Annotated in this window: 12 protein-coding genes, 1 tRNA gene and 1 riboswitch; of the genes, 2 read left to right on the forward strand and 11 right to left on the reverse strand. The window is 58.6% G+C overall.

The annotated features are described in order from the left end of the window. Positions 1–6 precede the first annotated feature (6 nt). Positions 7–1134 (reverse strand): DNA replication/repair protein RecF, encoded by a 1128-nt coding sequence (recF, locus tag QD336_RS07325; RefSeq protein ID WP_499170014.1) that lies wholly within the window; start codon positions 1132–1134, stop codon positions 7–9. A gap of 139 nt (positions 1135–1273) precedes the next feature. On the opposite strand from recF, the gene QD336_RS07330 reads away from it, so the two are divergent. Further along, positions 1274–2377 (forward strand): alpha/beta hydrolase, encoded by a 1104-nt coding sequence (locus QD336_RS07330; protein ID WP_499170015.1) that lies wholly within the window; start codon positions 1274–1276, stop codon positions 2375–2377. A 30-nt stretch (positions 2378–2407) separates the two neighbouring features. Here QD336_RS07330 and nrdF read toward each other — a convergent pair whose 3' ends face one another. The 8 genes from nrdF to QD336_RS07370 form a co-directional block, all read right to left on the reverse strand. Then, complete coding sequence (nrdF, locus tag QD336_RS07335; protein ID WP_269341419.1) at positions 2408–3382, reverse strand: class 1b ribonucleoside-diphosphate reductase subunit beta; 975 nt, start codon at positions 3380–3382, stop codon at positions 2408–2410. Between the two features lie 16 nt (positions 3383–3398). After that, entirely contained in the window at positions 3399–5585 is a 2187-nt protein-coding gene (gene nrdE, locus QD336_RS07340; protein ID WP_499170016.1) for a class 1b ribonucleoside-diphosphate reductase subunit alpha, read from the reverse strand. Further along, on the reverse strand, positions 5573–5971 hold the full coding sequence (nrdI, locus tag QD336_RS07345) for a class Ib ribonucleoside-diphosphate reductase assembly flavoprotein NrdI (protein WP_269341417.1): 399 nt from the start codon (positions 5969–5971) through the stop codon (positions 5573–5575). Before nrdI ends, nrdE begins: the two co-directional genes overlap by 13 nt. 12 nt (positions 5972–5983) lie before the next feature. Further along, complete coding sequence (gene nrdH / locus QD336_RS07350) at positions 5984–6205, reverse strand: glutaredoxin-like protein NrdH (RefSeq protein WP_003507138.1); 222 nt, start codon at positions 6203–6205, stop codon at positions 5984–5986. A 312-nt stretch (positions 6206–6517) separates the two neighbouring features. Further along, positions 6518–6741: riboswitch (cobalamin riboswitch) on the reverse strand. A 133-nt stretch (positions 6742–6874) separates the two neighbouring features. Continuing rightward, complete coding sequence (locus QD336_RS07355) at positions 6875–7504, reverse strand: nucleoside triphosphate hydrolase (protein ID WP_499170017.1); 630 nt, start codon at positions 7502–7504, stop codon at positions 6875–6877. Next, a complete protein-coding gene (locus QD336_RS07360) occupies positions 7501–8283 on the reverse strand; it encodes an ATP-binding cassette domain-containing protein (RefSeq protein WP_080826947.1) in 783 nt (260 codons plus the stop codon). Before QD336_RS07360 ends, QD336_RS07355 begins: the two co-directional genes overlap by 4 nt. Beyond that, positions 8283–9365, reverse strand: coding sequence for an ABC transporter permease (locus QD336_RS07365; RefSeq protein ID WP_269341414.1), 1083 nt, complete (start codon positions 9363–9365; stop codon positions 8283–8285). Before QD336_RS07365 ends, QD336_RS07360 begins: the two co-directional genes overlap by 1 nt. Positions 9366–9589: 224 nt before the next feature. Continuing rightward, positions 9590–10612, reverse strand: a complete 1023-nt coding sequence (locus tag QD336_RS07370) for a sugar ABC transporter substrate-binding protein (RefSeq protein ID WP_269341413.1) — start codon at positions 10610–10612, stop codon at positions 9590–9592. A gap of 265 nt (positions 10613–10877) precedes the next feature. Between QD336_RS07370 and QD336_RS07375 the strand changes: the two genes are divergently transcribed. Beyond that, complete coding sequence (locus tag QD336_RS07375; protein WP_269341412.1) at positions 10878–12110, forward strand: ROK family transcriptional regulator; 1233 nt, start codon at positions 10878–10880, stop codon at positions 12108–12110. Between the two features lie 49 nt (positions 12111–12159). On the opposite strand, the gene recQ is transcribed toward QD336_RS07375, so the two are convergent. Then, a complete protein-coding gene (gene recQ / locus QD336_RS07380) occupies positions 12160–13968 on the reverse strand; it encodes a DNA helicase RecQ (protein WP_499170020.1) in 1809 nt (602 codons plus the stop codon). 149 nt (positions 13969–14117) lie between these two features. Beyond that, positions 14118–14194, reverse strand: a tRNA-Met gene (locus QD336_RS07385). Between the last annotated feature and the right edge of the window lie 52 nt (positions 14195–14246).

Genomic DNA, 14246 nt, shown 5'->3' on the forward strand with positions numbered 1-14246 from the left:
CTGCCGTCATGCCGTGATGCTCCCATGGGAAACATTGAAGAACTGTGCCCGCTCGCCGAGGGCGGAGAACATGGCCGCATCCGTTCCGGTCATGAAACTCTGACCGCCCAGCGCGTGGATGAGATCAAACAGGGCGGCCCGCCTGCCCTCATCCAGATGGGCGGCAATTTCATCCAGCAGCAGAACCGGCGCATAACCGGTCATGTTGGCGGTGAGCTGCGCATGGGCGAGCACCAGCCCGACCAGCAGCGCCTTCTGCTCCCCGGTAGAACAGCGTTCGGCTTCCATGTCCTTTTCCGCGTGGCGCACGAAAAGATCGACTCGGTGCGGCCCATCCAGCGTGCGGCCTGCCGCCGCGTCCCGGTACCGGCCTTCCCGCAGCATAAGGCCATATTCGTCTTCCAGATCGACAGCCGGGCGGTTGAGCCCGTCATCCATGAAACCCGAGAGCGACAGCGCCGCCGACGGGAAGGCCGCATTGCCGGCCCGCCCCTCGATCAGGGTCTTCAACAGGCCGAGCATTTCATAACGGGCAACCGCCATGGAAATGCCCAGTTCGGCCATCTGTTTTTCGATGCCATCCAGCCAGACCGGATCGAAGCGGCCTTCCGAAAGCAGACGGTTGCGGCCGCGCATGGCCTTTTCGAAATCGCTTGCCCGCCGACCATGAGCGGGATCAAGCGACAGCACCAGCCGATCGAGAAAACGCCGGCGGTCCGATGAGGAGCCGGTAAAGAGACCATCCATGGCGGGTGTCAGCCACAGAACCCGCAGATGGTCGGTCAATTCATCGACGGATTTGACGGGCGTGCCGTTCAGGCGCAGGCGACGCGACACCACCTCGCCATCGCCTTCGATCCCTGTGCCGATGGCGACCTCACCATCCATGCCCTCGACATCGGCAAAGATCGAGAAACCAGTGGCTTCCGCCCCCACCCGTGTCACATCGGACAAGATGGCCCGGCGCAGGCCGCGTCCTGGCGAAAGAAAGGAAACAGCCTCGAGCAGATTGGTCTTGCCGGAGCCATTATCGCCCGTCAGCACCACATGCCTGTCATCAAGCGTGAGCGCCCCCGCCGCATAGTTGCGGAAGTCCGTGAGTTTCAGCCGTAAAAGCGACACCTTGTTCGTCATCTGTACGGCCTAAAACGAACATGGCCGGATGGCAAGGAGGGGAATGCCCAACCGTGCCGAAGACCAATTCATTCTCCAGTAGCAACTTTTCCAGCGGGAAGTTATTTATGAACCCGTTCCCTGTCACCGGTAGCCATCCATGCGCCTGATCCTTTCGCTCCTTCTCACGCTCGGTCTTATTTCCTCCTGCGCGGGCCGACCGGGGGCAGATGTGCTGCAAGCGGTCAATACCAAGACCCGTGGCACGAAAATAGTGACCGCCTATGTGGCGAGCACACGGGAGAAGGACAAGGAGGCGAAAAAAGGCTTCGGCACAGGGCGCGCGGTCGAGCCCAACTATGCACGCTTCGACATTTCCATTCCGCCCACCCATAAAAGCGGGAAAATCGAATGGGCCAGCGGCAAGCCGGATCCGAACAGGGACTTTGTCGTCACCAGAGCCGATATGCTGACCAAGCCGCAACTCAACGCCGATCTTGGCGACATTGCCCGCTCCGGCAGGCAGATCGCGCTTTTTGTGCATGGTTACAATTACAGCTACCAGGAAGCCCTGTTCCGCGCGGCGCAGATGGCTGCCGATGCCAATATGAACGGCGTGCCGCTGGTCTTTTCCTGGCCGTCGCAGGCCAATGTCACCGGCTACGTCGCCGACAAGGAATCGGCGACCTTTTCACGCGATGCGCTCGCCGCGCTGTTGACCGACCTAACCCGCCAGACCCCGAAGAAAAGCGTCGTCCTGTTCGGCCACAGCATGGGCGGCTGGCTGGTCATGGAAGCATTGCGGCAACTACGCTTCCAGGGCAAAAACGATGTCATCGCCAAGCTGCAGGTGGTGTTGGCTGCGCCCGATATCGACGCCGATGTCTTCCGCAAGCAGATCGAGGTGGTCGGCCGGCTCGACCCGCCGCTCACGGTGCTGGTGTCCAAGGACGACCGAGCCCTGAAAGCGTCCTCCATCCTGGGTGCCGATGTCACCCGCATCGGCGCACTGGATGTTACCGACCGCCAGGTGCAGGAAGCTGCCCTGAAGGAAGGCGTGCAATTCGTCGACATCTCTAATCTCGAAGCGTCGGACCCGCTCAATCACGACCGCTATGCGGCGCTGGCCTCCATGGTGCCGCAACTTGAGGCAAGCAGGCGCGGCGGCGACATCAACAGTGCGGGAGCCTTCGTTTTCGATGCTATCGGAGCGACCGTTTCCAGCCCCTTCCGCCTTGCAAGCCAGGTGGTGAACCCGCAATAGTTTCTGCGGGTTCTTGGTGGCACACCGGTTTCAGAAATCCCAGTCTTCATCCTCGGTGGCGACCGCCTTGCCGATGACATAGGATGAGCCGGACCCTGAGAAGAAGTCGTGATTTTCATCGGCATTGGGCGAGAGCGCCGAGAGGATCGCCGGATTGACCCGGCAAGCCTCGGCCGGAAACAGCGCCTCATAACCCAGATTCATCAGGGCCTTGTTGGCATTGTAATGCAGGAACTGCTTGACGTCTTCCGTCAGGCCAACGCCGTCATAGAGGTCTTCGGTATATTTCGCCTCGTTGTCGTAAAGCTCGAGCAGCAGATCGAAGGCAAAATCCTTGATTTCCTGTCTTTGCGCCTCGCCAAGGCGGTCCAGCGCCCGCTGGAACTTGTAACCGATATAATAGCCGTGCACGGCCTCATCGCGGATGATGAGACGGATGAGGTCTGCCGTGTTGGTGAGCTTGGCGCGGCTTGACCAGAACATCGGCAAATAGAAGCCGGAATAGAACAGGAAACTTTCCAGAAACACGCTGGCGATCTTTTTCTTCAGCGGATCGCCGCTGTCATATTCGCGCATGATGAGCGCGGATTTGCGCTGCAGGAACTCGTTTTCTTCCGACCAGCGATAGGCGTCGTCAACATCCGGTGTGAGGCAGAGCGTTGAAAAGATCGACGAATAGGAACGGGCGTGCACGGCCTCCATGAAGGAGATGTTGGAGAGCACGGCCTCCTCATGCGGCGTAGCCGCATCCGCCATCAGGCGCACGGCACCGACGCCGTTCTGGATCGTGTCGAGCAATGTCAGCCCGGTGAAGACACGGATCGTCAGTTTCTGCTCTTCCGGCTTCAGCGTTCCCCAGGACGGGATGTCGTTGGAAAGCGGCACCTTTTCCGGCAGCCAGAAGTTCGAGGTCAGGCGGTTCCAGACTTCGAGGTCCTTGTCGTCCTCGATGCGGTTCCAGTTGACCGCGCGGATACGGGACGCGGGTTTTACGGCGATGTTCATTCTCTTGTCCCTCAAATCAGAGCGTGCAGGAAACGCAGCCCTGAACCTGCGTGCCTTCCAGCGCCATCTGGCGCAAACGGATGTAATAGATGGTCTTGATGCCCTTCTTCCAGGCATAGATCTGTGCCCGGTTGATATCGCGTGTCGTCGCCGTATCGCGGAAGAACAGCGTCAGCGACAGGCCCTGATCGACATGCTGGGTGGCCGCTGCATAGGTGTCGATGATCTTCTCAGGGCCGATCTCATAGGCATCCTGATAATATTCGAGATTGTCGTTCGAAAGATAAGAAGCCGGGTAATAAACGCGACCGATCTTGCCCTCTTTGCGAATTTCGATCTTCGAAACAATCGGGTGAATGGAAGAGGTGGAGTGGTTGATATAGGAGATCGAGCCAGTGGGCGGCACGGCCTGCAGGTTCTGGTTATAGAGACCCGATGCCATCACGTCCTGCTTCAACGCTGTCCAGTCTTCCTGCGTTGGAATGGCAATGCCGGCTTTTTCGAACAGCTCACGGACCTTTTCCGTCGCGGGCAACCATTCCCGGTCGGTATATTTGTCGAAATATTCGCCCGAGGCATATTTGGAGTTTTCAAAGCCCTTGAAGCTCTGGCCCCGTTCCACCGCCAGCCGGTTGCTGGCGCGGATGGCGTGATAGGTCACGGTGTAGAAATAGATATTGGTGAAATCGATGCCTTCTTCCGAACCGTAGAAGATGCGTTCGCGCGCCAGATAGCCGTGCAGGTTCATCTGGCCGAGGCCAATGGCGTGGCTCGCATCATTGCCCTTTTCCACGGACGGGACCGAGGAAATGTGGCTCATGTCCGAAACCGCCGTCAACGCCCGGATCGAGGTCTCGATGGTCTTGCCGAAATCGGCGGAGTCCATGGCAGAGGCAATGTTCAGCGAACCGAGATTGCAGGAAATATCCTTGCCCATATGGCTATAGGACAAATCGGCATCAAACTCGCTCGCTTCACTGACCTGCAGAATTTCCGAGCAGAGATTGCTCATGCTGATACGGCCGGCGACCGGATTGGCGCGGTTCACCGTGTCCTCGAACATGATGTAAGGGTAACCGCTCTCGAACTGGATTTCGGCGATGATCTGGAAAAACTCGCGCGCCTTGATCTTCTTCTTGCGGATGCGACTGTCGGCGACCATCTCATGATATTTTTCGGTGACCGAGATCTCCGTCAACGGCACGCCATAGACCCGCTCCACATCATAGGGCGAGAAGAGGTACATATCCTCGTTGTTGCGGGCGAGTTCGAAGGTGATATCGGGGATCACCACACCGAGCGACAGGGTTTTGATGCGGATTTTTTCATCGGCATTTTCGCGCTTCGTGTCGAGGAAGCGCATGATATCCGGGTGATGAGCATGCAGATAGACCGCGCCGGCACCCTGGCGAGCCCCCAGCTGATTGGCGTAGGAGAAACTGTCTTCCAACAGCTTCATCACCGGAATGACGCCGGAAGACTGGTTTTCGATCTGCTTGATCGGCGCGCCGGCCTCGCGAATATTGGTCAGGGAGAGCGCCACGCCACCACCGCGCTTGGAAAGCTGCAGCGCCGAATTGATGGAGCGGCCGATGCTTTCCATATTGTCTTCCACGCGCAGCAGAAAACACGACACCAGCTCGCCGCGGCTCTTCTTGCCGGCGTTGAGAAAGGTCGGCGTCGCCGGCTGGAAGCGGCCTGAAATGATCTCATCGACCAGATCGCGGGCAAGCTGCTCATCACCGCGCGCGAGCGCAAGCGCAACCATGCAGACGCGATCCTCGTAACGCTCGAGATAACGTTTTCCGTCAAAGGTCTTCAGCGTGTAGGAGGTGTAATATTTGAAAGCGCCGAGGAAGGTCGGAAAACGGAACTTCCGGGCATAGGCCTCGTCATAGAGGTCACGCACGAAATTGAAGGAATACTGGTCCAGCACCTCCTGCTCGTAATATCCCTCCGTTACCAGATAATCGAGCTTTTCCCTGAGGTTATGGAAAAATACCGTGTTCTGGTTGACGTGCTGGAGGAAATATTGCCGGGCGGCCAGGCGATCCTTGTCGAGCTGGATCTTCCCGTTTTCGTCATAGAGGTTCAGCATCGCGTTCAGCGCGTGATAATCCAGTCCCGTCTCAACCGGTTTCTGGCTTGCGGCTACGGGCTGTTTGGCGTCCTTGCGCAGCGCGCTTGAGGTCAGCGTGTCCAAAATCGTTCCAATCCATGTTTGACGTTGGCGACATCTTCCTCCGTGCCGAGAAGCTCGAAGCGATAGAGAAACGGCACTGCGCATTTGCGCGAGACGATGTCTCCGGCGGATGCGAAAGCTGCGCCAAAATTCGTGTTGCCCGCCGCGATGACGCCGCGAATGAGATTTCGGTTGGAGGGCTCGTTCAAGAACCGGATGACCGGCTTCGGCACGGCCCCTTTGGTGCCGCCGCCCCCATAGGTGGGGGTAACGAGCACATAGGGCTCCGACACCTGAGGCACGTCCTCCTCGGCGCCGAGCGGCAGGCGAAACAGACGCCGTCCCAGTTTCAGAAGGAAACGATGGGTGTTTTCAGAGCGGCTGGAATAATAGACGATCAGACCCATCGCCCTGCCGCCTCAGCTAATCGAGCCAATCATATCAGGCCGGAAACCCGCCCAATGCCGTTCGCCGGCAACGACGACGGGAACCTGCATGTAACCGAGACCCCGAACATGATCGAGCGCATCCGCATCTTCGGAAATATCGATGATCTCATAGGGAACGCCGATGCGGTCGAGCGCACGATACGTGGCGGTGCATTGGACGCAAGCGGGCTTGCTGTAAACGGTGACGGTCATAATTTCCTCTCTCGAAGCCGGTTTCGGACACGGCTCAACATTGCCGACTGCAATCGCAATCGGGTGGCGGTGGATCTGTCATTCAGGTGAGGCGCGCAGCCCAGGCGACTTGTCGCATCTCCGGATCGAAACCGGGGTCCGGTTTTCCTGAAAACGCTGCAAGCCGCGCAAAATCACTCTCTACGCCGACGAGCGTAGCAACTTAAAGAAATGCACTGGCATGACTTCACCCCGAAGCTTGTTCTGGAGGGGGCAGAAAAGGGCGTACGCAAATCATTTGCGTCATACACCTTCCTCCGGACACCCCGCCCGTGGACGTTTGCGCTCAAGGCAGGTCTCCTGACTTGCGGGTCACAACATCTATTCCGGCCTTCCCGGGGCTTTCAGCCCCAGTGACCCAAATTGGAACGATGCTCACCGCTTACAGTTGCGGGGGCAGTTTCGGCCTTGCTCCGCCATGATGGCATCACGCACCGAATTCCCGTCTTAGCTCCCAATCCTTGCGAATCGGAAGAACCTCGAACACCACATATAGTATATGAGGAAATTTTCACGTCAATGAATAGACACACAAAAGCCCCACCCTGTGGATCAAAAAGATTCAACACATGGCCAACAAAGGCTTAACGGCAAATGCGCTTTGTGGCTTAGGGACGGGAAAGCGTTAACCTATTCCCAGATATCGATGTGGATATCGGCGGGGCGGGCGTTTTCGATCACCCTTTTTCCGTTGGGAAGATCGTTCTCAAACAGTTTGGCGTGGATTTGAGCGTCATCGAGACCATAGCCTCGCCATCTGTTACGCAGCCTCTCTTCAAGCACTGCGACGGATGGACCCACAAAAATGGTGAGATCGAAGCTACCGGACAGTGTCGTCCAGGGTGTCTCGTTGAGCAGCAGATAATTGCCTTCGGCAAGGATCAGGCGCGTGTCCGGCGCAATCGCGCGGGCCGAGGCGATGGCGATTTCGCGGGAGCGGTCGAAAACCGGAACAAGAACCTCCTGCCCGCCCTTGCGGACGGCGGAGACGATATCGAGGAAGCCACGCACGTCGAAGGTTTCGGGCGCGCCCTTTCGCGGCAGCAGCCCCCGTTCTTCGAGAATGCCATTGTCCATATGGAAGCCATCCATGGGCAGCACGGCGGCCGTTTCGCCCCGCGCCAGCAAAGCATCACAAAGCGCATCCGCCAGCGTGGATTTGCCGGCCCCAGGGGGACCGGCAATGGCTATGATGAAACGGGATTGACCCTTTGCCCGCCGAAGAACGTCTTCAACGATCGTCTCGAGCTTCAGTGTCATGCGGCAAGCGTTTCCTGCGGCGCTTCCTTCGCGCCGGTCATGAAGGCGACGGCATCCGACATGGAATAGTCCTTCGGATTGATGACGCAAAGGCGTTTGCCCAGCCGGTGGATATGGATGCGATCCGCAACTTCGAACACATGCGGCATGTTATGCGAGATCAGGACGATCGGCAGGCCGCGCGAGCGCACATCGAGAATAAGCTCCAGAACACGCCGGCTTTCCTTGACGCCAAGTGCTGCCGTCGGCTCATCGAGGATGACGACCTTTGAACCGAAGGCCGCCGCACGCGCCACGGCGACACCCTGACGCTGGCCGCCCGAAAGGGTTTCCACCGCCTGGTTGATATTCTGGATCGTCATCAGTCCGAGTTCGGACAGTTTCTCGCGGGCGAATTTTTCCATGGCGGGGCGGTCCAGGGCCCGGAACAGGCTGCCCTGAATACCGGGTTTGCGGATTTCACGGCCGAGGAACATATTGTCGGCTATGGAAAGCGCCGGCGAGAGCGCCAGGTTCTGATAGACCGTCTCGATGCCCGCCTTGCGCGCCTCAATGGGCGAGCGGAACTGCACGGGCTGGCCTTCCAGCCGGATTTCCCCCTCATCGGGTGTCACCGCACCGGAAATCGCCTTGATGAGCGAGGACTTTCCGGCGCCGTTGTCGCCGATCACGGCCAGGATTTCGCCCGGATAGAGGTCGAAATCTGCATGATCGAGGGCGGTCACGCGACCATAGCGCTTGACGAGATTGCGTGCTGTGAGAATGGGTTCTTTTGCCATCAGCCTGCTACCTTTCTGATCCACTGGTCGATTGCGACGGCCATGATGATGAGGACGCCGATCAACAGATAGGTCCATTGCGGGTCGGTTCCGATGAGTCTCAGGCCGAGCGAGAACACGCCGACGATCAGGGCACCGAAAATCATGCCCATGATGGAGCCGCGTCCTCCGAACAGCGACAGACCGCCGATAACCACTGCCGTGATGGATTCGATATTGGCGAACTGGCCGGCGGTCGGCGAAACCGAACCGATACGGCCGATCAAGGCCCAGCCGGCAAAGGCGCAGATGAGGCCGGACAGAGTGTAAACGGTCGTCAGCATGCGCTTGACGTTGACACCGGCAAGTTCTGCGGCGTCCGGATCATCACCCACCGCATAAAGATGGCGGCCCCAGGCGGTTCGGTTCAGCACATACCAGAGCAAAGCGACGAGCAGGACCATGGCGATGACGCCATAGGTGAAAACCGCATTGCCGAAACGGATATTGGCGCCGAAGAACTGCAGGATCGGCGCCTGCTGGGCGATATCCTGGGCGCGGATCGTCTCGTTCGCGGAATAAAGGAAGTTGGTCGCCAGCACGATCTGCCACATACCGAGTGTGACAATGAAGGGTGGCAGGCGCATACGCGAGACCAGAACGCCATTGATGAAGCCGCAGAATGCGCCAACGGCGAGGCCACAGAGAATGGAAAGTTCCGCCGGCAAACCGTAGCGGAAGGTGAACTGCCCCATGATGACGGAGGACAGAACCATGATCGCACCCACCGACAGATCGATGCCCGCCGTCAGGATGACCAGCGACTGCGCCGCGCCGACGATGCCGACGATCGCGACCTGTTGCAGGATGAGGGTCAGCGAGAAGGCAGAGAAAAACTTGCCGCCGAGGAGCAGGCCGAAAATGATCAGCGACAGCACCAGGACGATAAGCGGCACGGCCGCCGGGCTGGAATGGAGAAAGTGCTGGAATTTTTCCAGCGCGCTCTTGTCGTGCGTATCGAAAGCGGCGACCTGCGTCGAACTTCCCGAAAGCACTTTTTCAAATTCATTATGCGGCTGAGCCCGCACCGGCTGATCGCTCATGGATTTTCCTCCCGATCGCTCCATCGCAACGCCCCGAAACCGGGGCTTTTTCTCCAAAGAGAGTGATGCGTGGATTCAAAGTGTTGTGAAGCGGCCTATGTCATCCCCGCGGAATGTGCGGCGCGCCCGTTTGTTCCTTTGTCCGATCCCCCGGATCGTGCCTGAAATCATTCTGGTCCAAGGGCGGGGGCAAAACTGCCCCCGCGGGTTTCAACGGTGAGGCATCAGCCCCAGCACTTGTTGAGACCTTCCTTCGTGTCGATGGAATCGAGACCCTTGACCGGCTTGTCGGTCACCAGCGTCACGCCGGTGTCAACGAAGCTCTTGCCTGCCGTCGGCTTCGGCTTTTCACCCGTGTCGGCGAACTTCTTGACGGCTTCGACACCGAGCGCCGCCATCAGCAGCGGATATTGCTGCGATGTCGCGCCGATCACGCCTTCCGCCACGTTCTTGACGCCCGGGCAACCGCCATCGACGGACACGATCAGAACATCCTTTTCACGACCGACCGCCTTCAGCGCTTCATAAGCACCGGCAGCTGCAGGTTCGTTGATGGTGTGGACGACGTTGATGGTCGGGTCTTTCTGCAGCAGATTTTCCATCGCTGCGCGGCCGCCTTCTTCGTTACCGTTGGTAACGTCATGGCCGACGATGCGCTTGTCGTCTTCATCGCCGATCTTGTTGATGTCCTTCACGTCGATGCCGAAGCCCTTCATGAAGCCCTGGTTACGCAGCACGTCAACCGTCGGCTGGGAGGGGGTGAGGTTGAGGAAGGCGATTTTTGCGTCCTTGGCCTTGTCGCCAAGCGTGCCGGCGGCCCATTTGCCGATCAGCTCGCCGGCCAGAAGATTGTCGGTGGCGAAGGTGGAATCGGCGGCGTCGACGGGCTCGAGAGGCGTGTCGAGGGCGATGACCAGAAGGCCGGCGTCACGCGCCTTCTGTACGGCCGGTACGATGCCCTTGGTGTCCGATGCGGTGATCAGGATACCCTTGGCGCCATCGGCGATGCAGGTCTCGATCGCAGCAACCTGGCTTTCGGAATCACCGTCGATCTTGCCGGCATAGGACTTCAGCGTCACGCCGAGTTCTTTCGCCTTGGCGGTCGCGCCTTCTTTCATCTTGACGAAGAAGGGATTGGTATCGGTCTTGGTGATGAGGCAAACCGACGTGTCGGCAGCAGATGCAGCGGAAGCGAAAGAAACGCCAAGCGCAAGCGCGCCCAGAAGAGCGGAAACAGTGGTCTTCATGAGATCCTCCCAATGGATATTTGAGCACCGTGACGGTTACCCGACGATCCCGTCTCCTCCGAGATCGACGACCGTTGATGCAGATGGAACCACCAAAGGAAACGGCTGTCAATAAATAAATCCGATTGAATTATTAATTCCGTATGGCATTCTTATATGCGGCAGGGAGGAATATCGCCGCGTCGTTTAACGTTGCGATAGCAAGATTGCCATAAAGCCTCATGTATCGGTCGCGGCGGATATGACGGGGCGGGAGGATGACATTATGAGACAATCTGTCGAGACGGCGCCGCCCGCGCCGCCCACCACCATGGATATAAGCGGCGGCGCCAACCAGATCGGCGTGCGCGCCTATAATGAGCGGCTCGTGCTGTCCCTCGTCCGCCGCCATGGCGGACTGTCGAAAGCGGAAATATCAAGACTTTGCGGCCTCTCGGCGCAGACTGTCTCGGTCATCATGCGCTCTCTGGAAAAGGATGGGCTTCTCATTCGCGGTGAAAGGCTGCGCGGCAAGGTGGGGCAACCCTCGACCCCGATGCGCCTCAATCCCGACGCCGTATTTTCCTTTGGCGTCAAGATCGGTCGGCGCAGCGTCGATCTCGTGCTGATGGATTTTGTCGGGCGAATCAGGCTCAAGCTTCGCAGAACCTATCCCTACCCCCTGCCGGAATGGATATTGCCCTTCGTGATAGACGGCATAGCGGAGCTCGAATCGAAGCTGTCTCCGGCCGAGCGGCAAAAAATCGCCGGTGTCGGCATCGCTGCTCCATTCGAATTGTGGAACTGGGCCCAGGAAGTGGGTGCGCCGCAGATCGAGATGGAGCGGTGGCGGGACGTCGATATCCGTTCGGAAATTGCCGAAGGCGTCAGCTACCCGGTTTTTCTGCAGAACGACGCCACGAGCGCCTGCGGCGCCGAACTGGTTTTCGGCGCGGGACAGAACCATGCGGATTTTCTGTATGTCTTCATCGGCTCCTTCATCGGTGGCGGTGTCGTTCTGAATTCGGCACTGTTTTCCGGAAAGACAGGCACCGCCGGCGCCATCGGCCCGCTGCCGGTGCAGGGGCAGGACGGCAATACGGTTCAGCTTCTGAAGATCGCTTCGATCTTCGTTCTGGAGAATATGCTGCGCGAAAGAGGCATCGATCCGCGCCCCCTGTGGTTTTCTCCGGATGAGTGGATCGATTTCGGCGAACCGCTGGAAAGCTGGATCAGAAAAACCGCCGCCGCGCTGGCGCAGGCCGTTATCGCGGCCGCCTCCATCATCGATTTTTCCAGCGTTATCATCGATGGCGGTTTTCCCGATTGGGTCAGAACGAGGATCGTCACCGCCACCCGGCTTGCCCTCAAACACCACGATCTTCAGGGCGTCACGTTGCCGGAGATCATCGAAGGCGCGGTCGGCAGCCAGGCCCGGGCAATTGGCGGAGCAAGCCTGCCTCTGTTTTCCCGTTATCTCATCGATCAGAATGTTCTGTTCAAGGACACGACAGGCTGAGGCTTTAACGGCTTTTACTTACCCGGCTATTCATTATCTGCTTCGGTGATCATTCCCCGTCGATGTGCTGCATTATTGCATCCAGAAAGGCGGGACCGTACCGCTCCAGCTTGGTCTCGCCAACGCCGGGGATCTGCGCCATCTCCTTCGCCGAGGTCGGTCTTGCCGCGGCAAGCTCGATGAGTGTCCTGTCGTGGAAAATCACATAGGGCGGAACATTCTGCGAGCGCGCAATTTCCATCCGCTTTGCACGCAGCGCCTCAAAGAGACCACGGTCGGTTTCCGGAAGAGCCGTGGATGTCGTGTTGCGCGGCGTCTCCCGTCGTGCGGCGCGGGGCGCGGATGGAATCCTCAGCATCAGGGAGGGCTTTTCGCGCAGGAACCGTCTTCCCTCATCGGAAATGGACAATCCGCCATGTCCGGACAGATCCACGTCGATCAGGCGCAACGCAACCAGCTGGCGCAGAATAGCGCGCCAGGTGCGATTATCATGTTCTTTGCCGATACCGTAAGTGGTGATGCGATCATGCCCGAACCTGGAAATCCGCTCATCCTCCAGGCCCAGCAACACGCGGATGACATAGGCCTGCCCGAAACGCTCTCCCGTGCGGTAAATGCAGGAAAGCAATTTCTGGGCAGCGATGGCGCCATCAAATAAAGCGGGCGGTGCCGCGCAGGTATCGCAATTGCCGCAGGGCTCGCATCGGTCGCCGAAATAGGACAGCAGAACCTGCCTGCGGCAGCTTGCAGTTTCCGCGAGACCAAGCAGCGCATCGAGCTTCTGGCGCTCCATATATTTGCGCTGGTCCGCAGCGTCCGACTCCTCAATAAAGCGGTTGCGCAGGGCAATATCTTCATAGCCATAGAGCATCAGCACGTCCGACGGCAGACCATCACGACCAGCCCTGCCCGTTTCCTGATAATAGGCCTCGATGCTGCCGGGCAGATCGATATGGACGACAAAGCGCACATCCGGCTTGTCGATGCCCATGCCAAAGGCAACGGTAGCGACGATAATCACCGCCTCACCATGCTGGAAGCGGGTCTGGTTTTCCTCACGGGCGGCCTTGTCCATGCCGGCGTGATAGGGTAGCGCATCGCGCCCCTCTTCCCGAAGCCATGCTGCCGTTTCATCCACCTTGCGTTTCGACAGGCAATAAACGATGCCGCTTTCATTCTCCCGGCCGTTGAGAAAACGCTTCAGCTGGGCGCGGGGATTGTCTTTCTCCATGATCGCATAGCGGATATTGGGGCGGTCGAAACCGGCAATGAAGGCATCCCCTTCATCGATGGCGAGATGGCCTAGGATCTCGGTACGGGTCGGCTCATCGGCCGTCGCCGTCAGCGCCATACGCGGTGTGTCCGGAAAACGCTCGATCAACATATCGAGCTGGCGATAAGGCGGCCGGAAATCATGCCCCCATTGCGAGAGGCAATGAGCCTCATCGACGGCGATCAGGGACAGGTCGATGGACTGAAGGGCGTCAAGAACATCCGGCTTGAGGAGGGTCTCCGGCGCCGCGTAGAGAATATCGACATTGCCGGCCCGCATATCCCGCCAGAGCGCGCGCCGCTCTTCCGGCGAAAGGTCAGAATTGAGGGCTTCGGCCCTGACGCCGGCCTGACGCAGGGCGGCAACCTGATCGACCATCAGCGCGATCAGCGGCGAGACGATCAGTCCCATGCCCTCTCTGGCAAGCGCCGGAATCTGGTAGCACAACGACTTTCCGCCTCCCGTCGGCATCAGAACGAACGCATTGTTGCCCGCCACCACATGCCGGATGATTTCGCCCTGCCGTCCGCGAAACGCATCATAGCCATAGACAGTCTTGAGGATATTTAAGGGGTCGGCGTTCACGTTGTTTTTTCCGCGCTGGAATGATGGCGCATCTTGTCCGTTTTCGGATTTATGGCAATGCCGCGGGTGGAATTTGAGAGGATTGTTTTGCCGATAATGCCCGAACGCAAAAACCCCGCTGTTTTAAGAGCGGGGTTTTAGATAGAATTTGGTTGCGGGGGCAGGATTTGAACCTGCGGCCTTCAGGTTATGAGCCTGACGAGCTACCGGGCTGCTCCACCCCGCGTTGATAGTTTTATTATAGCATAAAGGCCGCAGTAGCGGCCTTTTGATTGGGG

Origin of the sequence: Rhizobium sp. BR 250 (genome assembly GCF_047445855.1) — a bacterium.
GTDB classification, from domain to species: Bacteria; Pseudomonadota; Alphaproteobacteria; order Rhizobiales; family Rhizobiaceae; genus Agrobacterium; species Agrobacterium tumefaciens_I.